We start from the raw sequence: 20332 nt of genomic DNA, 5'->3' as shown, positions 1-20332 counted from the left end.
GCCCCCTTGAAATGCCCCGGTTCTGTCACGTCCGTAACGGACGTAACGAACCGGGGTTTTCGCAATCCGCGGGGCAAATCGCTCCGAAGAGAGGGCATGCGCGGCCCGCAGGGGGTGGGCCGCCGGACCTCTCACGGGGGCATCAATGCGTAAGCAGGCAATCATCGCTGTCGCGGCCATGGCGCTGGCCATCGGAACCGTCGGCTGTGGTGCGGGGAGTGACGGGAAGCAGGCCTCCTCGGGGGCGGCGTCCCCTTCGGCGATCGAGGCCAAGGGTGGGGCCGGGGCGCTGCCGGCGGGCTCGGGTGGGCGGCTCAGCGCCATCGGGATCACCGACAACCAGCGGCTCGTCAAGTTCCGTGTCGACCAGCCGAACCGCACCCTTCCGCTCGGCAAGGTGAACGGGCTCAAGGGCGACAGCAAGCTGATCGGCATCGACTACCGCGTGCAGAACGGCAAGCTGTACGGCGTCGGCGACCGCGGCGGCATCTACACGATCCGCGAGATCGGTGCCAAGGCCACCAAGGTCTCGCAGCTGAGCGTGGCTCCGCAGGGCAACTCCTTCGGTGTCGACTTCAACCCGGCCGCCAACCGGCTGCGGGTCATCAGCGACACCGGCCAGAACCTGCGCCACAACATCGACGACCCGGCCGGTGCGCCCGCCGCGGGCACCACCGCGGTCGACGGCACGCTCACCAACCCGCCGGTCCCGCCCGCCACGACCGGTGCCACCGCGCAGGGGGTGACCGGAGCCGCGTACACGAACAACGACCTCGCCGCGGCGACCGCCACCACCCTCTTCGACGTGGACACGGCTCTCGACCAGGTCTCCCTCCAGTCCCCGGCCAACGCGGGCAACCTCGCGCCCACCGGCAAGCTGGGCGTGGATGCCGGACCGAGCGCGGGCTTCGACATCTACACCTCGACCCGTTCCGGCTCGAACACCGCGTACGCCGTCCTGCGCGTCGACGGCAAGCAGCGGCTGTACCGGGCCGACCTGCTGAACGGCTCGGTGGCCCGTACGGGGACGTTCGACGGCGGCCGGGCGGTCGTGGACCTGGCGCTGCCGCTTCGGCAGGGCTGAGCCGACGACAGAAGACTCACCCGTCGGATCAGCTGTCCGTAGCGATCCCATGTCGGCCTGCCACGAGGGCTGACACATGGCACATGACAGTTGGCAGATACCGATCCGGTATCTGCCAACTGTCATGTCAGGCGGGCACCTTGCCGAACCGGTGAAGAGCCCGGGGCCCTGGATGCCTCACCAGGACGGCATGATCGCCTCCGGGTAGCGGGACCCGGCCGCGCCCCGCGGCAGGATCTCCTGCACGCGAGCCAAGTCCTGCGGCGTGAGCGTGGCCTGCGCCGCCGCGACGTTCTCGGCGAGGCGCTGCGGGCTGCGGGTGCCGGGGATGGGCACGATGTCGTCGCCCTGGGCAAGGAGCCAGGCCAGCGCCAACTGCGTGGCCGTGATCCCCTTCGTGTCGGCCAGCGCGGTCAGCTCGCGGATGGCGGCCAGGTTCTTCTCGTAGTTGCCGGGCTGCCAGCGGTCGTCCCAGCTGCGCATGTCGTCCTGGGGGTATTCGGCGGCGGGCTTCACCGCGCCGGTGAGGAAGCCTCGGCCCAGCGGTGAGTACGGTACGAAGCCGATGCCCAACTCGCGTACCACGGGCAGTACTTCGGCCTCTACCGCCCGCTCGAACACCGAGTACTCGGTCTGCAGCACGGACACCGGGTGGACGGCGTGGGCGCGCCGCAGGATGTCCGGGCCGGCTTCGCTGAGCCCGAGGTAGCGCACCTTGCCTTCGGCGATCAGTTCGCCGACGGTGCCCGCCACGTCCTCGATGGGTACGTCCGGGTCGACGCGGTGTTGGTACAACACGTCGATGTAGTCCGTTCCGAGGTGGCGCAGGCTGTTCTCGGTGACCTCGCGGATGTGGTCGGGGCGGCTGTTCAGCGCCATGCCCGCGGCGTTCTGCGGAGCGTCCATGTCGAAGCCGAACTTGGTGGCGATGACGATGTCGTCGCGGAAGTCCTTCACCGCCCGGCCGAGCAGCTGCTCGTTGCTGCCGGTGCCCATGCCGTACAGCTCGGCGGTGTCGAAAAGGGTGACGCCGAGCTCGTACGCCCGGCGGATGGTGGCGATGCCGCCGGGTTCGTCGCCGGCGCCGTACGCCATGGTCATGCCCATCGTGCCGAGACCGATCGCCCCGGCCTCAAGGCCCTGCGTGCCGAGCTCGCGCTTCGGCAGGTTCCTGCTCTGGTCTGTGCCCTGCTGGTCTGTGTCCTGCTGTGTCATGCCGTCGACGCTATGAGCGCGGGCCCCGCCGGGTCATGGGCCGGGGACCGCATAGGATTGCCTGATCCTCTCAGGACCCCGGCCCAGGAACACGCTACCCAGGGAGCGCTTCATGCTGGACGAGCTCGCGTCGGCCATCGCCCGGCACGGCGACGACTGGTGGTCCGACACCGCGGTGCCCCGCCTCCGGCTGGTGAGGCTGGACGAGCCCATCACCCCCATCGACCTGCTGTACGAGCCGATGATCTGCTTCATCGTCCACGGCTCCAAGAGCAGTGTCGCGGGCGACCGGAGCTGGACGACCGGGAGCGGGGAGATGCTCTTCAACTCGCTCGTGCTGCCGGTCACCTCCACGTTCGAGCGGTTGCCGTACCGCTCGGCGGTGCTGCGCCTCGACGGCCCGATGCTCGCCGACCTCCTGCTGGAACTGGGTGGAACGGACCCCGCCACGCTCACCGGGCCCGAGCCCGAGACCGGCGGGCAGATCACCGCGCCGATGACCCCCGAGATCGTCGACGCGGTCACCCGATGGGTACGGCTGCTCGACACTCCGGAGGACATCAGCCCCCTGGCGAACCGTATCGAGGGCGAGATCCTCTACCGCCTGCTCGGCAGTCCCCTCGGCCCGACCCTGCGTCACTTCACGCTTGCCGACACCGCCGCCGCCCGCGTCCGCACGGCGGCCAGGTGGATCTGCGCCCACTTCACCGAGCCGCTCAGTATCGAGGCGATCGCGGGGGTGGCCCACATGAGCCCCGCCACCCTGCACCGCCACTTCAAGTCCGCCACCGGCATGAGCCCGCTGCGCTTCCAGAAGCACCTGCGGCTTCAGGAGGCCCGCCGCCGTCTCCTCACCGGCGACACCACGGCGGCCGTGGTCGCCGAAGCGGTCGGGTATGTGAGCGCGACCCAGTTCAACCGCGAGTACCGACGGGCGTACGGACTGCCGCCCGGCCAGGACGCGGCCCGGCTGCGCCGCCGGCTGGTGGACGCCGGAAGGGCAAGGTAGCCGCGTACCGGTTTTCCCTATCCCTCCGAGGGATCCACCGTCGCCTGATGCGCCTCCGCGAGGTGCTCCTCCGCCTTCAGCCAGGGCAGGAACTGGGCGCCCTTCCGCCAGCCGCACGTATCGCATCTGATGGTGCGCTGCACGCCAGAGCGCTGGACCCGTACGACGTGCTCGCGGCCGTGCTGGTCCCAGCGGCTGACCTTGCTCGTGTTGATCTGCAGCATGACGAACTCCTCTTGTGGGGGTGGCTCGCAGAGCGAGTGTGCAGCAAGACCAACATCAACAGGGGTTACTTGTGAGGAGAGTTGGCGCACGAACGGCGTCGGTCCACGGACGCGCCAACCGCCCGCTAACTGATCCTGCGGGGCAGGCGCAGGCTCAGCAGGATCGTCAGGACGATGCCTGCCAGCTGCGCCAACAGCGTGATGACCAGGGCATTTCGCATGCCCATGCCGGGAACCAGGGCCAGGAAGAGGGTGCCGAGGGTCGCGACGCCCAGGGCGAGGGCCGACTGCTGGACGGTGATCATCACGCCGCTGCCGACTCCGGCCCGGACGGGCGGGACCTCGGAGAGGATCACGCGGAAAAGGATGGGGAGTTGGAGGGCCTGGCCCGCGCCCGCCACGGCCGCGCCCGGCAGCAGTTCCACCACGCCCAGGTCCGGCCAGGAGCGCCAGGCGGCCAGGGCGATGAGGGCCACGCCGACCGCCTGGATCAGTCCGCCGACGGTCACTATGCGGGTGCCGTAGCGGGTGACGAGCCGCGGGCCCCAGAGCGAGACGACGAGGAAGACCACCGCCATGGGCGCCAGCGCGAGTCCGGCCGGGACCGGGCCGAGCCCGGCACCCTGCTGCAGCGCCACCGCGATCACGAACATGAAGCCGCTGAAGCCGATCGAGAACGGCACCATCATGGCGAGGCCCCGGCGCAGCGACGCCAGCGCGAACAGGCTCGGCGGCACCAGGGGTGTACGGCCCTGGCGGTCCTCCCGGCGCTCGACGAGGTAGAAGGCCGCCGCAGCGAAGGGGAACGCCGCCAGCGCCAGCCAGGTCCACAGCGGCCAGCCCGCCGCCCGGCCCTCGGTCAGCGGTGCCAGCAGGGTCAGCAGGGAGACGGCCAGGAGTACCGTGCCGGGGACGTCCACCGGCTCGGGGTGCTGCGAGCGGGTCTCGGGGACGGCGCGTGCGGCCAGGACCAGGCCGAGCAGGACGACCGGGACGTTCACGAGAAACACCGAGCGCCATTCCGTGCCCGCGATGTTCGCGGCGACCAGGACGCCGCCGAGGATCTGGCCCGCGACCATGGAGAGCCCGGCCGTCGCTCCGTACAGGCTCATGGCCTTGGCGCGGCGCGGGCCTTGAGTCGCCGACTGGATGGTGGCGAGGACCTGCGGCAGCATCGCCGCGGCCGCCGCGCCCTGCGCGACACGTGCCACGACCAGCGTCCAGGCGGTGGGCGCGAGGCCGCACGCCAGCGAGGTCAGCCCGAAGGCGGCCATACCGGCGAGGAAGAGCCGACGCCGGCCGAACATGTCGCCCAGCCGTCCGCCGAGGACGAGGAGCACGGCGTACGAGACTCCGTATCCGGCGACGACGAGTTCCAGGACCGCCTCGCCGGCGGACAGGTCGCGGCCGATCGTCGGCAGGGCGACGTTGACGATGAAGAAGTCGATGAGGGGGAGCGCCGCGCCGAGGAGCACGGTGAAGAGCCCCAGTCCGCCGAGCACGGGCGGGGCGGCGGGGGAGCGGGCGGCACTGCGGTCGATAGTTCCTGTGTCGGTCACGTACCTCAGCGTGGGCCAACTCCCAGACGGGTACCAGAGTGTGTTCATCCTGGTAGAAGCAGTACCTGGCAACAGGATCGGCGGGGCGGCAGGCTGGAGGCATGACGAGCATGGTCCAAGAGGTACGTGAGGTCCGGGAGGCGGAGGCTCACAAGGGGAAGGAGCCGGGGGCGGCGAAGGAATCGGTGATTCGGCGGCATGAGCTCGCCGCCTTTCTGCGCCACCGCCGCGAGCACATCACCCCCGAGCAGGTGGGCCTGCCGCGAGGCCGCCGCCGGCGCACCCCGGGCCTGCGCCGCGAGGAGGTCGCGCAGCTCTCCGCGGTCGGCGTCACCTGGTACACGTGGCTCGAACAGGCCAGGGACATCCAGGTCTCCGTCCAGGTCCTCGACGCCCTCGCCCGCACGCTGATGCTCGACGGCAGCGAGCGTGCGCACCTCTTCAACCTGGCGGGGGCCGTCGACCCCGCACCCGGCGCGCACTGCGCGTCGGTCACCGATGCCCAGCGCGCACTCCTGCGACAGCTGGATCCGATCCCGGCCTCCATCCAGAACAGCCGGTACGACGTCCTTGCCTACAACCGCACGTACGGGCTGCTGTTCTGCGACCTCGACGCCATTCCGCCGGAGGACCGCAACTGCATGCTCCTGTGCTTCACGAACGACGATTGGCAGTCGTCGCTCGTGCGGCTGGAGGAGACCATGCGGGTCATGGCGGCCAAGTTCCGCGCCTCGATGGCCGGTCATCTCGCCGAGCCCGCCTGGAAGATGCTGCTCAACCGGCTGCGCACCGAGTCGCCGGAATTCCGGGAAATCTGGGAGCGGCACGAGGTCGTGAGCGCGAGCAGCAAACGCAAGCAGTTCACCAACGCCCACGTCGGCCTGCTCACCGTGGACAGCACCGACCTGTGGCTGGGCCCGCACAACGGCCCCCGCATGCTGACGTTCGCCCCGGCTGACGCCGAGTCCCGCGAACGCCTGGAGAAGCTGCACGCGATCGCCCTCGAGAGGGGTTGAGAGGATCAGGCCAGTACGTCCGCCTGCTCCTTGACCTCCGCCGACTCCAGCCGCTCCGCGGTGCGTTCGGCGGTTCGGCGGGCCCAGCGGCCGCTTGTCAGGGCGCCGACGAGCAGGACCGCGAGGCCGCAGGCCGCGATGATCCACCAGCCGGGGCGGGCGGCTGAGACGTAGACCTCGCGGTACGGGAGCGAGCCCATGCCCGAGGCGAGTACGGCGCCGATCACGGCCACGCCCAGGGTCTGGCCGATCTGGCGGCTCGTGGACGCGACCGCGGCGGCGACACCGGCCTGGGCGCGGGGCATGCCCGAGACGGCGGTGTTGGTGATGGGGGCGTTGACGAAGCCGAAGCCGAGGCCGAAGAGGACGTAACCGATGACCAGCGTCACGTTCGACGTCTCGGCCTCGAAGGCGGCGAAGAGCACCCCGCTCGCCGTCATCGCCACTCCGGCGACGAGGAGGGAGAGTCGAGGGCCGCGGCTGCCGACCAGGCGGCCGGACAGCGGGGCGGACACGAAGGTCAGGGCGGCCATCGGGAGCATCCACAGGCCCGCGCTCAGCGCGGTGAGCCCGCGTACGTTCTGCAGATAGAGCGTCGAGAGGAAGAGGAACCCGCCGAGTGCCGCGAAGGCGCTGATCGCCACGACCGTGGCCCCGCTGAACGGCGCCGAACGGAAGAAGCACAGGTCGATGAGGGGTTCGGCACGGCGCGGCTCGTACCACAGGAGGCTCAGCAGGGCCGCCAGGGCCAGTGCGCCGAAGGTGATGACCGTGGGGGCGCCCGCGTGCGGAGCCTCGATGATCGCGTACGTCAGGGAGCCGAGCAGCGCGATCACCAGGAGCTGGCCGACCGGGTCGGGGCGGCGGGCCTTCGGGGCGCGGGACTCGGGGACGTACCGGAAGGTGAGCAGGAGAGCGGCCAGGCCCACCGGAAGGTTGATCCAGAAGATCGCGCGCCAGCCGACCGAGTCCACGAGAAGGCCGCCGATCAGGGGGCCGGCCGCCATCGATATGCCGACGACACCGCCCCACACCCCGATGGCGCGGGCGCGCTCGCGGGGATCCGTGAACGTGTTGGTGATGATCGACATCGCCACCGGGTTGAGCATCGAACCGCCCACCGCCTGCACCATCCGGAAGGCGACGAGCGATTCGAGATTCGGCGCGAGGGAACACAGCACCGAGCCGATCGTGAAGACGACAAGCCCCGCCATGAAGACCCGCTTGCGGCCGATACGGTCGGCCGTCGACCCCGCGAGCATCAGCAGCGAGGCGAGTACCAGCGTGTACGCGTCGATCGTCCACTGGAGGCCGGCCGTGCTCGCGTGCAGTTCGCGCTGCATCGAGGGCAGCGCGACGTTCAGCACGGTGTTGTCGAGGCTCACGATCAGCAGGCTCATACAGCAGATCGCGAGGACCAGCATGCGGCGGCGGTGGTTGAGCTCGGGCATTCCACCAGGGTACGCCGATATCGGTAGTGCGCCTAACTAACTACCTCGGTCGGTCGCCGAAAGGCCGTGGCTCGTGCCTGTCGGGGTGCGGGACAATGGGTCGCATGCCCACGCCCACACCTCTCGTGAACCCTCCGCTGTCGATCGGCCCGCACCCGGTGCGGCCGCCCGTCGTCCTCGCCCCCATGGCCGGGATCACGAACGCGCCGTTCCGCACGCTGTGCAGGGAGTTCAGTGGCGGCAAAGGTCTGTTCGTCAGCGAGATGATCACGACGCGGGCGCTGGTCGAGCGCAACGAGAAGACCATGCAGCTGATCCACTTCGACGCCTCGGAGACTCCGCGCTCGATCCAGCTGTACGGGGTCGACCCGGCGACCGTCGGCAAGGCCGTCCGCATGATCGCGGAGGAGGACCTCGCCGACCACATCGACCTCAACTTCGGCTGCCCGGTACCGAAGGTGACACGCAAGGGCGGCGGCTCGGCACTCCCGTACAAGCGCCACCTGCTGCGCGCGATCCTGCGCGAGGCGGTGAGCGGGGCCGGGGACCTGCCGGTCACGATGAAGATGCGCAAGGGCATCGACGACGACCACATCACGTACCTGGACGCGGGCCGGATCGCCGTGGAGGAGGGCGTGACGGCGATCGCCCTCCACGGCAGGACGGCCGCACAGCACTACGGCGGCACGGCGGACTGGGACGCGATCGCCCGCCTCAAGGAGCACGTGCCGGAGATTCCCGTCCTCGGCAACGGCGACATCTGGTCGGCCGACGACGCGCTGCGGATGGTGCGGGTGACGGGTTGCGACGGCGTGGTCGTAGGGCGCGGGTGCCTGGGCCGCCCGTGGCTGTTCGCGGACCTGGTGGCCGCCTTCGAGGGGCGTACGGGGGAGTACGCGCGACCGACCCTCCGCGAGGTGGCCGATGTCATGGTCCGCCACGCGACCCTGCTCGGGGAGTGGATCGAACAAGGAGGGGCGGCCCGAAGGGCCACCGTTGAGGGTGGTGGTGGGAGTCGGGCGGGCGAGGCGCGCGGAGTCATCGACTTCCGCAAGCACGTGGCCTGGTACCTGAAGGGTTTCGCGGTCGGCTCCGAGATGCGCAAGCGCCTCGCGATCACGTCGTCACTGGCCGAACTCCGTTCCGGCCTCGACGAGTTGGACCTGGACCAGCCGTGGCCGACGGGCGCGGACGGGCCCCGCGGCCGTACGTCCGGCAACAACAGGGTTGTCCTGCCGGACGGTTGGCTGAAGGACCCGTACGACTGTGCCGGGATCGGCGAGGACGCGGAGTTGGACACGTCCGGGGGCTGAGCGTTTTCCGGCGCATCTGTGGCCACCGATAACGATTACGTTGCCGTGACTTACGTCACATCCGTCTCAGGTGTCGCCGCCCTCTCGCTCGCCCCGCCCGGCATGCACGGCAACAGACGCAATGTTCGCTACCGTGGGTAACTTCCCTGCGTGGGGCGAGATATGACACCTGTTAGGTCATGTACACGCGGCTGAAAACAGCCCCTCTTTTCGTCGCCAAGCCCGGCCCCGGGCGCTCGCCTCCGCCCCACCAGTCCCCGGCGCTCCGATGACGTTTGTGTTTCTGCTGTGAAGAAACGATGAACCTCCCTCTAGAGTCCCCGCCATATATGACGCAGACCGCACTTTTGGGGATCTTGATCGGTCTCGGTGCGTTCCTGGGGGGACCTGTTCATGTCGGAGTACTTCGACGCTTTTTGGTCATGGATCGTCGCGGCGGTTGGGGAAACGTCGTGGCGTGAGGTGATGCCGCTGGGCATCGCCGGTGCATTCGTCTGGGGGCTCTGGCTCTACCGGGCGATCCTTTCCCGCTTGGCCAGGCCGGTCGTGAACGACTACCGGACCTCCGTGTCCGTCGTGGTCCCCGCCTACCGCGAGGATCCGGACATCCTGCTCGACTGTCTGGAGACCTGGCTGGCCCAGGGGCCCGACGAGGTGATCATCGTCCCCGACGTCCAGGACCACGAGGTGCTCCGCAGGCTGTCCGAGGTGCGGGACCGGCGGGTGCGGGTGCTCGCGATCGAGCACCGGGGCAAGCGGTCCGCGCTGGGTGTGGGGATCCGGGCCGCGCACTGCGAACTCGTGGTGCTGGTCGACTCGGACACCCGCTGGCAGCCGGGGCTACTCGACGCCGTGCAGATGCCCTTCGCCGACCCCAAGGTCGGCGGAGTCGGCACCCAGCAGAACGTGTTCATGCGCCGGAGCAGTGTGTGGCGGCGTATCGCCGACTGGCTGGTCAACCTGCGCTACTACGACTACGTGCCGGCCATGGGTCGCGCCGGTGCCGTCGCGTGTCTGTCCGGCCGCACCGCCGCCTACCGCAAGGCCGCGATAGACCCCGTTCTGGAGAACCTGGAGAACGAGTTCTTCCTCGGCCGGCGTTGCGTCGCCGGCGACGACGGCCGGCTGACCTGGCTGGTACTGGCCTCCGGGTACAAGACCGTGCACCAGAGCAGCGCGCGGGCGCTGTCCATGTTCCCGTCCTCGTTCCGGGCCTTCGTCAAGCAGCGGGTGCGCTGGAGCCGCAACTCCTACCGCTGCTATCTCACGGCGATCCACAAGGGCTGGCTGTGGCGGGTCCCGCTGGTCACCAAGATCACCGTGCTGCAGATCCTGCTGACGCCCGTGACCATGGGCATGGCGCTGGGTTATCTGCTGCTCAGCCGGCTGGAGTTGACCGGCCGCGGGGTGGTCCTGGTCCTGATCTGGCTCTTCGTGGGACGCGGTATCCGCGGCTACTCGCACCTGCGCAGACATCCGCAGGAAGTGCTGCTGTTGCCGCTGCTGGCCCTCGTGGTCGTGATGATCTCCCTGCCGATCAAACTGTGGGCCTTCATCACCATGAACAAGCAGGGTTGGCTGACCCGCACCAGCGACAGCATCGGCGGCGAAGGCCAGAACGCCGCGTCCCTCTCGGGCAACGGCCCCCAGCGGCCGCCCGCCGGTGGCCACCGCGAGGGGGTGTTCCAGCCGTGACACTCCATTTCCGAACACTGCGCGGCACGGCGACAGCCGCCGCCTTCCTGCCCCTGGTCGCCTTGGCGCTCCTCGGGTCCGCGCCCGTCGCCCATGCCGCGCCGAAGACGGTCGTCGCGGAGAGGGTCCTGGCCGGAGCCCGTGCCGAGGCCCGCGCCGTGGACGACGGCGATGAACAGGCGTTCACCCCGGAGGAGTCCGAGGCCCAGGCGGCCCTGGTCGCCGCCGAGGACAAACGGCTTGACCAGGTCCGCGCCGTCGCCGCGGTCGCCCCGCTCAAGGGCGCCAAGTGGTCGAAGCCGTACCGGCTGGACACCGGCAGCGGCTACACGCTGGTCCTCACCGGGCGCACCAAGCCGTACGGCATCTCCGACCTGCTCTCCCTCGCCCCGCAGACCTTCGTCCGCAAGCGCGACGGTTCCTACCTGCTGACCGAGAACCTCTACCTCAACGCCGGCGCCAAGCTGAAACTGTCCAACCCGGGCGGTCTGACGGTACGGATGGCCAGCAGCAACAAGGGCTTCGTCTCCATCGTCTCCTTCGGCGGCCGGCTGACCCTGGAGGGCACCGCACAGGCGCAGATGAAGATCGGCAGCTGGGACACCCGTACCAACAAACCGGACACCGACGTACGGGACGGCAGGGCCTACATCCGCGCCATCGGCGGCCAGTTCGACATGAAGTACGCCAAGGTCGGCGACCTCGGCTTCTGGAGCGGCCGCACCGGTGGCCTCAGCCTCACCGGAACCGACCGCCCCGACACCGGGAACATCGACGGCCCGGACACCCCGACCGGCGACGACCTCAACCAGCGCGAGCGGGAGGAGGCCGCGGACAAAGCGGAGGAGGAGGCGGAGCAGACGCCCAGCAGCGGCGGTGTGCTCGCCCAGCCGCCCGGCGAACTGACCACGCCGGACAGCAGGTTCACCGTGCCCGACATGTCGTACGTGTCGGCTGAGGTCGACCACTCCACGGTCACGGGCAACACCTACGGACTGTTCGTCTCCGGCGCCACCGGGGTCAGCATCACCGACACCAAGGTGCTGAAGAGCTTCCAGGACGGCCTCGTACTGCACCGCTACGTCACCAACGCCGACGTCGAACGGACCACCGCCAAGGACAACGGCGGCAACGGCTTCGTCCTCGCCCGCGCCACCCAGCAGGTCCAGGTCACCGGATCCACCGCGCGGGGCAACGGCGGCAACGGGTTCACCCTCAGTGGCCGGCCCCTGGCGAGCGGTCCCTCTGCCTCCGGCGAGTCCATCAGCAGCTACGGCAACAACTCGGTGTCCAACAGCACCGCCGAGGACAACGGCCGCTACGGCATCGAGATCCTCGGCGGGGTGGACGTCGGCGTGCAGAACAACAACGTCCGCGGCGGTGACATGGGCATCGTCGCCCGCAAGGACGCCTCGAAGGTGGCCATCACCGGGAACCATCTGAAGGGCCAGATCCGGCAGGGCATCTCGGTACGCGACGGCGTGACGGCGGCTCAGGTCACCGGCAACATCGTCGAGAACGCCGACACCGGCGTCTACATCCGCGACTCGGTCGCCGAGGTCCGCGGCAACACCGTCCAGGACGCCACCAACCACGGCGTCTCCATGGTGGGCGGCGTCGGCGGCTCGACGATCTCCTACAACGTCATCGCCGGAGTTGGGCCGAGCGCCCTGGACACCGTCCGCGCGGGCGGCGATATGAACATCAAGAAGAACCAGACGTTCGCCTGGCACGACACCAGTTCCTTCTGGACCAAGTTCCGGCACTACGCCAGCCCGATGACCCTGCTGTGGGCCTTCATCCTGCTGCTCATCCTCCTGTCGGCGGTGATGGGGCAGCGACGGCACGGCAGCCGGGGACGAGGCCGCCGCGGACGCCTTCACCCCTACGCCGACAAGCAGCCCCTGCCGGTCCCTCCGCCCACGGAGATCCGCCTGGCCGCACAGCACCCACAGCACCCACAGCACCCACAGAACCAACAGCACCCACAGAACCAACAGCACCCACAGAACCAACAGCACCCGCAGAACCAACAGCACCCGCAGAACCAGCACCATCCACAGAACCAACAGCATCCACACAACCGGGTTCCGGTGATGACCCATGACCAGTGGTAACCGCGTGCTGTGGCTGGCGACGGGGGCGTTCATCTGCTCCGTGATCGCCCTCATCGTGGCCCTGACCTCCGGCGGGGACTCGGCCACCCCGGACACGGCCGGGGCCACCGGTGAGGTCGGTCCCACTCCGACCACCCGCAAGCCGACCGCCTCGGCGGACGACGCACCGACGAGCACCGCCGAACCGTCCGCACCGTCCACCACCCCCGCCACCGAGTCCACCCCGGGCGCGACGTCCGGCGGCGGCACGGCGTCCGCCAAGAAGGTCAGCTGCCCGGCGGCCACCGTCACGGTGAACGACGCCGACTCGCTGGAGCAGGCCCTGGCCGACGCCGGGCCCGGGGACAGCATCGGGCTCGCCGACGGCACGTACGAGGGCCGCTTCAAGGCCACCACTCCGGGCACCGCGGACCGGCCGGTCTACGTCTGCGGCGGCCCCGGCGCGGTGATCGACGGCGGTGGCACCGACGGCGGCTACGGCTTCCACCTGGACGGCGCCGCCCACTGGCGCCTGGTCGGCTTCACCGTCCGCAACAGTCAGAAGGGCGTGATGGCCGACCGTGTGCAGGGCTCGGTCATCCAGGGCCTCACCGTCGAGCAGATCGGCGACGAGGCCATCCATCTGCGGAACTTCAGCACCGACAACGTGGTGCTGAACAACACCGTCCGCGACACGGGCCAGCGCAAGGAGAAGTTCGGCGAGGGCGTCTACATCGGCTCCGCCGAGTCCAACTGGTGCACCGTCTCGGACTGCAAGCCCGACAACAGCGACCGCAACGTGATCAGCGGCAACGACATCAGCGCCACGACCGCCGAGTCCATCGACATCAAGGAGGGCACCAGCGACGGCAAGGTCATCGGCAACACCTTCGACGGCTCACGCCTGAGCGGCTCCCACAACGACTCCTGGGTCGACGTCAAGGGCAACGGCTGGCTGATCCAGGGCAACACCGGCCGCAACGCACTCGAGGACGGCTTCCAGACCCACGAGATCGTCGACGGCTGGGGCACCGACAACACCTTCAAGGGCAACACCGCGGAGGTGAACGGACCCGGCTACGGCTTCAAGCTCACCCCCGTCGAGGGCAACAAGGTCGCCTGCGACAACAAGGCGGAAGGGGCGGCCGAGGGCCTGTCCAACGTCGACTGCGCCGGTTCCTGACGGGCCGACAGAACAAACACACACCGCTTCCACGCAGGGCCCGCGGAGCCACCGCGGCCTCGGTCCGAAGGGCCCTGTGCCGGCCCACCCATCCCCAAAGCGAGCACACCCTCACCTTTCACAAGGAGCACGCCATGACCCTCGCCACCGACCCGAGGCCGGACAGCGCACTGAGACCCGACGCCGACACGGCCGCCGTACTCGACGTCTACGGCGCCCCCGTCCCCCGACTCACCGTCATCGGCACCGGTTACCTCGGCGCCACGCACGCCATCTGCATGGCCGTCCTCGGCTACGAGGTCCTGGGCGTGGACGTCGACCCGGTCAAGGTCGAGTGGCTGAACTCGGGCCGGGTCCCCTTCTTCGAGCCGGGCCTGCCCGAACTGCTGGCCAAGGCTCTGGACTCCGGCCGGCTGCGCTTCACGACCAACTTCGCCGAGGCCGGTGACTTCGGCGATGTCCATTTCCTCTGCGTCGGCACCCCCCAGCAGAAGGGCTCCGACGCGGCGGACCTGCGCTACGTCGACAGCGCGGTGACCGAACTCGCGGAGCACTTGCGCCGCCGCACGCTGGTGGTCGGCAAGTCCACGGTGCCGGTGGGCACCGCGGCCCGGCTGACGGAACTGGTGCAGCGGCTCGCCCCCGCCGGAACCGACGTCGAACTGGCCTGGAATCCGGAGTTCCTTCGCGAGGGCTACGCCGTCGACGACACCCTGCGCCCCGACCGGCTGGTCTTCGGCACGGAGTCGGCATGGGCCGAGGAACGGCTGAGGGCCGCGTTCGCCCCCGTCATCGCCCGCGACACCCCGGTGGTCGTCACCGACCTCACCACGGCCGAACTGGTCAAGGTCGCCGCCAACTCCTTCCTCGCCACCAAGATCTCGTACATCAACGCCATGGCCGAGGTCTGCGAGGCCACCGGCGCCGATGTGACGGGCCTCGCCGAGGCACTCTCCTACGACGACCGGATCGGCGGACGCTTCCTCAAGCCGGGCCTTGGCTTCGGCGGAGGCTGCCTGCCCAAGGACATCCGGGCCTTCAGCCACCGCGCCGAGGAACTGGGCGTCGGCCAGGCCGTCGCCTTCCTGCGCGAGGTGGACGCCATCAACAAGCGCCGCCGGGCGCGCACCGTCGACCTGGTCCGCGAACTCGTCGGCGGTGACCTGGCCGGCGCCCGCATCACCGCCCTCGGCGCCGCGTTCAAACCCAACTCGGACGACATCCGCGACGCCCCCGCCCTGGATGTGGCCCGGACCCTGCACCAAGCGGGCGCCCACGTCACGGTCGTCGACCCGGCGGCCACGGAGAACGCCCGCCGCACCTTCCCGGAACTGACCTACGGCTCCGACGCCCTCACGGCCGCCGCCGGAGCCGACGTGGTGGTCCTGCTCACCGAGTGGACCCAGTTCCGCGAAATGGACCCGCACGCCATGGCGGCCGTGGTGTCCCACCGCCGCATAGTCGACGGCCGCCACGCCCTGAACCCGTCCCAGTGGCGCGCGGCCGGCTGGGAGTACCGGGCCCTGGGCCGCCCTTGACGGGGGACTGCGCGACCAGCCACAACGCACCCGCAGCCGCGAGCTATTAGTTAGGCCCCGCCCACAGCCGTCAGCAAGGCCAAAGGAGCCGCAGCTGACCGAGACTCCCGTACGCACGCGTGCGGATACGGCACCGGTTCCCCCCGATGGGCATCGCGGGCGTATCCCGCGAGGACCTCCGGGAGCCGGCTCCCGGAAGAAGCCGCCGCGTCGACCAGCGCATGGGCGACGGCACGGGCCTCGTCATGGAGTCCGTACCTCGACAACCCCAACGCGATCAGCGCGTTGTCATGCGGCCACACAGACCCCCGGTGATACGACAGCGGATGGTAGGCGGCCTGGCCGGAGGCCACCGTCCGCACCCCCCACCCGGAGAAGAAGTCCGGCTCCAGCAACCGCCGCCCCACCAACTCCCCGTACTCCTTGTCCAACAACCCCGACCACAGCAGATGCCCGGCATCGGAGGCCAGCGCGTCCACCTGGTTGCCGTCACCGTCCAACGCCAGTGCGGGGAAGGCGCGTTCAGGCATCCAGAAGTCCCGCTGGAAGCGGTCGCGGAGGTCGCTCGCCGCCTGCTCCAGCAGCGCCGCGTACACCTCGTCCTCCCACACCGTGCGCGACAGGTGCGCGGTGCGGCGCAGGGCGTCGTACGCGTACCCCTGCGCACCCGCGGCCATCACAGGCCCGGTGGCGCGGCTGCCGTCGGCGGAGCAGATGGCGCCGGGGGAGTCCTTCCAGTTCTGGTTGGCGAGGCCGCCCTCGTCGGCGCGGTAGACGAGGTAGCCGCGCGAGGTGAGGCCGCCGTGGTCCAGCATCCAGCCGATCGCGGCGCGGGCATGCGGCTCGAGGCGGCGGGCGGTCGCGACATCGCCGGTCTGCTCGACGTACGCGCCGAGCAGCACCAGGAAGAGCGGCGTGGCGTCGACCGAGCCGTAGTAACGCCCGTACGGCACCTGCCCGAAGTGCGCCAGCTCCCCGTGCCGTACCTCGTGCACGATCTTGCCCGGCTGGGCCACCGCCCCGGTGCCGGTCGCGGTCGCCTGGGCCGCGGCGAGCGCGGGCAGGGTGGCGGCGGCGAGCTGGGGGCGGTAGGGAAGGGCGAAGAGGGAGGTGAGGAGCGCGTCCCGGCCGAGCAGCGTCAGGAACCAGGGGACTCCGGCCGCCGGGACGCGAAGTTCCTCTCCGTCGGGGCCCGTTGCCGGGACCTGGAGTACGGCCAGGTCGGCGAGGCCCCGCGCGCAGGCGGCGGACAGCTCCGGCCAGCCCGTCGGGAAGGGCACGCCCTTGGTGAACTCCTCCTCCAGCGCGCGGAGTTGCTCGTTCACGGCGGACGGGGAGGCGGGCACCTCCGGGTGCGGCGTGCCGTGCGGGCGGGCCGCGACCCTCAGGGCCAACTCGGCCGAACCGTGCGGTTCCAGGTCGAGGGCCCAGACCAGGCGACGGGCGCCCGTACCCGTCTCCTCGACACCGTCAGGGGCGGGCTCGGCGGTGACCGTCGTACAGGAACGCCATTCGCCCCGCCGGTAGCTGAACTCCACGCCGTCGTCCAGGACTTGGCGGGAGCGGACGGCGCCGATCTTGGTGTACGTACGGTGGTCGGAGCGCAGCTCGAACTGGTCCGAGAAGTCGGCGTCCGCGGTGACCGCGATCCGGACCGTCGTCGGCACCGGGCGGTTGCTGGTGACGCGCAGCGCCTCGACGAACGCGCCGTCGGCGACGGCCTGTTCACGGAAGAGGGTGTACGCGGGCGGCTCCTGACGGCCCCCGCGCGGTACGAGGACGCAGCGCGCCGAGTCGCCGTCCGCGACCGGCGACAGCAACTCTGGCACCGCGCCGTCGACGGTCAGCTGCCAGCGGCTCAGATGCCGGGCGTCACGTACGAACAGCCCGTCGGGGGAGCCGCTGCCGCGCACTCCGCTGATGTCCCCGCCGTCGCCCACGGCCGCGAACGTCCCACCGTGCACAAGCAGATGCTGCCGGTCCGTCATACCTGGTCCCCTCCCTTGGCACCCTTGCCGATCTCTTCGCCTACGTGATCGCTTACGTGCTGCGCCGCGCCCAGTGCCGTGTGGTGTGCCGGGCCCGGCTCGTGCTGGTGGTCGTGGTCGTGCAGCAGGTCGAGCGTCAGCGCGGCGGTCCAGCTGAAGCCGAGCGCTCCGCAGGCCTCGCCGCTGTACGGGGTCACGTATTCCGCGAAGCCGGAGGCGCCCGCCGTGTCGAGCAGTGCGGCCCGCAGGCTGCCCGCGAGGGCCTGCTCCCCGTGCAGCCTCAGGCCGCGCTCCAGCATCCAGTTGGTGTTGAACCAGGCCGGGCCCCGCCAGTACCGGTGCGGGTCGAAGGCCTCGCCGGTCAGGTCGTAACTCGGGACGAGCCGGGTGGCGCCGCCGAGCCCGAAGTGCGGGCCGCGCAGGGTCCGTACGAGACGGTCGGCGATCTCGCGGGGCAGGGCGGGCAGGAGCAGCGGGACGAGTCCGGCCACGCCGCGCTCGGGGATGAGTTCCCCGGTCCGTACGTCCCGGCAGAAGAACATGCCCTCCGCCGGGTCCCACAGCCGCTCCACCAGCGCCGCCGTCAGCCGCTCCGCGCGCGCTTGGCGGGCCGTGCCAGTGGCACCCAGCTCGCGGGCGATCCGGGCCAGCGCGTACTCGGAGGCGATCAGGAGCGCGTTGAACGCCGGGTCCTCGACCGCGAACTGTCCCGCCCGTCTCCCACCACCACCCTCAAACGAGGCCCTGCGGGCCACCCCCTCGCCTTCCCCGTCGGCGTATTCACGATCCCGGTAGTCGCTCGCCAGCGCCACGTACCGCCCGTAATCCAGATCCGTAGGCCGGTCCGAGGCGGCCCCGTGGTCCAGGTCGGCGCGGCGGAAGGTGCGGGGCGGGGCGGGCGTGACGCGGCTGAGCGGGGCGTCCCAGGACGGGGCGTTGTCCATCCCCTGCTCCCACGGGTGGACCACGGAGGCCAGGCCCCCGCCGCCCAGGTCCCGGCGGTGCAGCAGATAGCGGTGCCAGGCCGCGAGCCGCGGATACAGGCGGGACAGGAAGCCGCGGGCCCGCGACAGGCCCGGGTCGGCGACGTGCACCAGCCAGGCGGCGAGCGCGTGCACCGGTGGCTGCACGATGCCGGACGTCTGTACGGTGCGCGGGGCGCCCGCGGTGCGTCCCGCGGTGGAGGAGCGCCAGAAGTCGGGGCTCGGGAAGTACGCGTCGAGCGGGACGGAGGGGTTGAAGACGATGTGCGGAATCCGGCCGTCGCCCCACTGGGCGTCCAGGAGCGTCTCCAGCTCGACCTGGGCCCGGAGCGGCGACAGATGGCGCAGCCCGATCGCGATGAACGCCGAGTCCCAGGACCACTGGTGGGGGTACAGGCCGCGCGAGGGCACTGTTGACGTCCCGGTCCAGTTGTCGTGCAGGACGCGCGCGGCCCTCAGGTGTAGCGAGCGCGAGGCGGGGCCCGGATCGTATACGGCTGTCCCGGAACGGCCGATCTCACCCTGGCCGGAAAATGGAGGTGAGGCCGAGGTGTGTACGGGCTCGGAGGGCTCGGGGTGTCCGGTGCGGCGGGCTGTGAGCTGGGTCGAGCGGTTCACTCGGGTCTCCACGAAGACGTATGTCCGGCCAGTTCGGCGGTAGCTGCCGTAGGGTTACGTCTATTTAACACGCAAAACTCAATATGTAATGCAGAGTTGAGGAGCGCAAGGGGGTGTGCATGACCGAGAACGCCGGGAGAACCGGTACGGCAGGACGGGCAGCGAGGGCGGCCGGCCAGGGAAGCGCCGGCGAGCTGCTGGCGCTGGTGCGCAGCGGGCGGGCCACCACACGCGGTGCCTTGCAGCAGGTCACGGGCCTGTCCCGGGCCACGGTCGGCCAGCGCCTGGACCGGCTCTTCCGGGCGGGCTGGCTGCGCGAGGGCGCCGCGGGCCCGGTGGACTCGCCGCTCGGCGGCCGGCCCTCGGTCCGACTTGAGTTCGATGACTCACATGCGGTCGTCCTCGCCGCCGACCTCGACACCCGGCACGCGCGCACCGCGGTCCTCTCGCTCAGCGGCGAGCTGCTGGCCGAGCACACGGGGTCGCTGCTCATCGAGGACGGCCCGGACGCGGTGCTCGGCGAACTCGGGCGCTGGTTCGGCGAGTTGCTGGAGAAGGCGGGGCACCGGGCGCACGAGGTGTGCGGGATCGGGCTCTCCGTGCCGGGCCCGGTCGACAGCGACACCGGCCGCGTCGTCCAGCCGCCGATGATGCCCGGCTGGGACGGCTACGACATAAGAACCCGGCTGGCCCGCGCCTTCGCCGAGCACGCGGGCGCCGAATCCGTCCCGGTGCTTGTGGACAACGACGCCAACCTCATGGCGTACGGCGAACAGCGCACCGCCCACCCGGACTGCTCGGCCTTCGTCCTCATCAAGGTGTCCACCGGTATCGGCGCAGGCGTCGTCGTCGGCGGCACGATCTACCGGGGCATCGACGGAGGCGCCGGGGACATCGGGCACATACGGGTCCCGGAGGGCGCCGACACGCTGTGCAAGTGCGGTTCGTACGGCTGTCTCGCCGCCGTCGCCAGTGGCGGTGCCGTGGCGCGGCGGCTGGCGGAGACCGGGGTGCCGGCGGCCTCCGGCTCGGATGTGCGGGATCTGCTGACCGCCGGGCACCCGGGAGCGGCGGCGCTCGCGCGGGACGCCGGGCGGCGGGTCGGTGACGTACTGGCGACCGTGGTGACGCTGCTCAACCCCGGGGTGCTGATGATCGCCGGGGACCTGGCCGGAACCCCGTTCCTCACGGGCGTGCGCGAACTGCTCTACCAGCGCGCCCTGCCCCGCTCCACCGCCCACCTCATGCCCCCGCTCGGCACCGGCGTCAACCTCGCCATGCTTGACGCCGGCGAACTCGCCCTCGCCCTCGCGAACGGAGCCACTGTCGACGACGCCATCCGCGTCTATGAGAAGACCAT

The 20332-nt window shown here is 70.5% G+C and carries 15 protein-coding genes; 9 read left to right on the top strand and 6 right to left on the bottom strand.

The genetic code is table 11. The annotated features are described in order from the left end of the window. Nucleotides 1–145: 145 nt before the first annotated feature. On the top strand, nt 146–1084 hold the full coding sequence (locus G6048_RS36695; RefSeq protein WP_165343917.1) for a DUF4394 domain-containing protein: 939 nt from the start codon (nt 146–148) through the stop codon (nt 1082–1084). 177 nt (nt 1085–1261) lie between these two features. On the opposite strand, the gene G6048_RS36690 is transcribed toward G6048_RS36695, so the two are convergent. Next, nucleotides 1262–2299, bottom strand: a complete 1038-nt coding sequence (locus G6048_RS36690; RefSeq protein WP_165343916.1) for an aldo/keto reductase — start codon at nt 2297–2299, stop codon at nt 1262–1264. Between the two features lie 112 nt (nt 2300–2411). Here G6048_RS36690 and G6048_RS36685 point away from each other — a divergent pair, with 112 nt between their 5' ends. Continuing rightward, complete coding sequence (locus G6048_RS36685) at nt 2412–3308, top strand: AraC family transcriptional regulator (protein ID WP_165343915.1); 897 nt, start codon at nt 2412–2414, stop codon at nt 3306–3308. A gap of 17 nt (nt 3309–3325) precedes the next feature. On the opposite strand, the gene G6048_RS36680 is transcribed toward G6048_RS36685, so the two are convergent. Continuing rightward, complete coding sequence (locus G6048_RS36680; protein ID WP_165343914.1) at nt 3326–3532, bottom strand: hypothetical protein; 207 nt, start codon at nt 3530–3532, stop codon at nt 3326–3328. Between the two features lie 125 nt (nt 3533–3657). After that, nucleotides 3658–5091 (bottom strand): MFS transporter, encoded by a 1434-nt coding sequence (locus G6048_RS36675; RefSeq protein ID WP_328828044.1) that lies wholly within the window; start codon nt 5089–5091, stop codon nt 3658–3660. Nucleotides 5092–5192: 101 nt separating this feature from the next. Between G6048_RS36675 and G6048_RS36670 the strand changes: the two genes are divergently transcribed. Further along, nucleotides 5193–6107: a helix-turn-helix transcriptional regulator gene (locus tag G6048_RS36670; protein WP_408056211.1), complete on the top strand. Its 915-nt coding sequence runs from the start codon at nt 5193–5195 to the stop codon at nt 6105–6107. Between the two features lie 5 nt (nt 6108–6112). On the opposite strand, the gene G6048_RS36665 is transcribed toward G6048_RS36670, so the two are convergent. Next, nucleotides 6113–7558 carry an MFS transporter gene (locus G6048_RS36665; protein WP_165343912.1) on the bottom strand — a complete coding sequence of 482 codons (1446 nt, stop codon included), beginning with the start codon at nt 7556–7558 and terminating at the stop codon, nt 6113–6115. A gap of 104 nt (nt 7559–7662) precedes the next feature. Here G6048_RS36665 and dusB point away from each other — a divergent pair, with 104 nt between their 5' ends. From dusB to G6048_RS36640, 5 genes are all read left to right on the top strand, one after another. Continuing rightward, on the top strand, nt 7663–8871 hold the full coding sequence (gene dusB / locus G6048_RS36660; RefSeq protein WP_165343911.1) for a tRNA dihydrouridine synthase DusB: 1209 nt from the start codon (nt 7663–7665) through the stop codon (nt 8869–8871). A gap of 393 nt (nt 8872–9264) precedes the next feature. Continuing rightward, complete coding sequence (locus G6048_RS36655) at nt 9265–10566, top strand: glycosyltransferase family 2 protein (RefSeq protein ID WP_165343910.1); 1302 nt, start codon at nt 9265–9267, stop codon at nt 10564–10566. Beyond that, the gene (locus G6048_RS36650; RefSeq protein ID WP_328828040.1) at nt 10563–12683 is read left to right on the top strand and encodes a right-handed parallel beta-helix repeat-containing protein; all 2121 of its coding nucleotides are present in this window, start codon (nt 10563–10565) and stop codon (nt 12681–12683) included. Before G6048_RS36655 ends, G6048_RS36650 begins: the two co-directional genes overlap by 4 nt. Further along, entirely contained in the window at nt 12670–13845 is a 1176-nt protein-coding gene (locus G6048_RS36645) for a right-handed parallel beta-helix repeat-containing protein (RefSeq protein ID WP_165343909.1), read from the top strand. Before G6048_RS36650 ends, G6048_RS36645 begins: the two co-directional genes overlap by 14 nt. A 134-nt stretch (nt 13846–13979) precedes the next feature. After that, nucleotides 13980–15383, top strand: coding sequence for a UDP-glucose dehydrogenase family protein (locus tag G6048_RS36640; protein ID WP_165343908.1), 1404 nt, complete (start codon nt 13980–13982; stop codon nt 15381–15383). 50 nt (nt 15384–15433) lie between these two features. Here the strand turns inward: G6048_RS36640 and G6048_RS36635 are convergent, their stop codons facing one another. After that, nucleotides 15434–17371, bottom strand: a complete 1938-nt coding sequence (locus G6048_RS36635; RefSeq protein ID WP_165343907.1) for an amylo-alpha-1,6-glucosidase — start codon at nt 17369–17371, stop codon at nt 15434–15436. After that, nucleotides 17368–18972, bottom strand: a complete 1605-nt coding sequence (locus G6048_RS36630; protein ID WP_408056210.1) for an MGH1-like glycoside hydrolase domain-containing protein — start codon at nt 18970–18972, stop codon at nt 17368–17370. Before G6048_RS36630 ends, G6048_RS36635 begins: the two co-directional genes overlap by 4 nt. A 119-nt stretch (nt 18973–19091) precedes the next feature. Here G6048_RS36630 and G6048_RS36625 point away from each other — a divergent pair. Beyond that, nucleotides 19092–20332 (top strand): ROK family protein (locus G6048_RS36625; RefSeq protein WP_165343906.1); only part of this gene is annotated, 1241 nt, incomplete at its 3' end.

It is taken from the genome of Streptomyces ureilyticus, from assembly GCF_011045025.1.
GTDB lineage: Bacteria > Actinomycetota > Actinomycetes > Streptomycetales > Streptomycetaceae > Streptomyces > Streptomyces ureilyticus.
The sequence above is the reverse complement of the archived record's forward strand: the minus strand, read 5'-3'. Positions and strand labels throughout refer to the sequence as shown.

Excerpts from the sequence above, each read along its gene's own strand:
- G6048_RS36635 (WP_165343907.1), bottom strand. The coding sequence starts at position 17,371 with ATGACGGACCGGCAGCATCTGCTTGTGCACGGTGGGACGTTCGCGGCC.
- dusB (WP_165343911.1), top strand. The coding sequence starts at position 7,663 with ATGCCCACGCCCACACCTCTCGTGAACCCTCCGCTGTCGATCGGCCCG.
- G6048_RS36690 (WP_165343916.1), bottom strand. The coding sequence starts at position 2,299 with ATGACACAGCAGGACACAGACCAGCAGGGCACAGACCAGAGCAGGAAC.
- G6048_RS36670 (WP_408056211.1), top strand. The coding sequence starts at position 5,193 with ATGACGAGCATGGTCCAAGAGGTACGTGAGGTCCGGGAGGCGGAGGCT.
- G6048_RS36685 (WP_165343915.1), top strand. The coding sequence starts at position 2,412 with ATGCTGGACGAGCTCGCGTCGGCCATCGCCCGGCACGGCGACGACTGG.
- G6048_RS36680 (WP_165343914.1), bottom strand. The coding sequence starts at position 3,532 with ATGCTGCAGATCAACACGAGCAAGGTCAGCCGCTGGGACCAGCACGGC.
- G6048_RS36695 (WP_165343917.1), top strand. The coding sequence starts at position 146 with ATGCGTAAGCAGGCAATCATCGCTGTCGCGGCCATGGCGCTGGCCATC.
- G6048_RS36645 (WP_165343909.1), top strand. The coding sequence starts at position 12,670 with ATGACCAGTGGTAACCGCGTGCTGTGGCTGGCGACGGGGGCGTTCATC.
- G6048_RS36655 (WP_165343910.1), top strand. The coding sequence starts at position 9,265 with ATGTCGGAGTACTTCGACGCTTTTTGGTCATGGATCGTCGCGGCGGTT.
- G6048_RS36665 (WP_165343912.1), bottom strand. The coding sequence starts at position 7,558 with ATGCCCGAGCTCAACCACCGCCGCCGCATGCTGGTCCTCGCGATCTGC.
- G6048_RS36640 (WP_165343908.1), top strand. The coding sequence starts at position 13,980 with ATGACCCTCGCCACCGACCCGAGGCCGGACAGCGCACTGAGACCCGAC.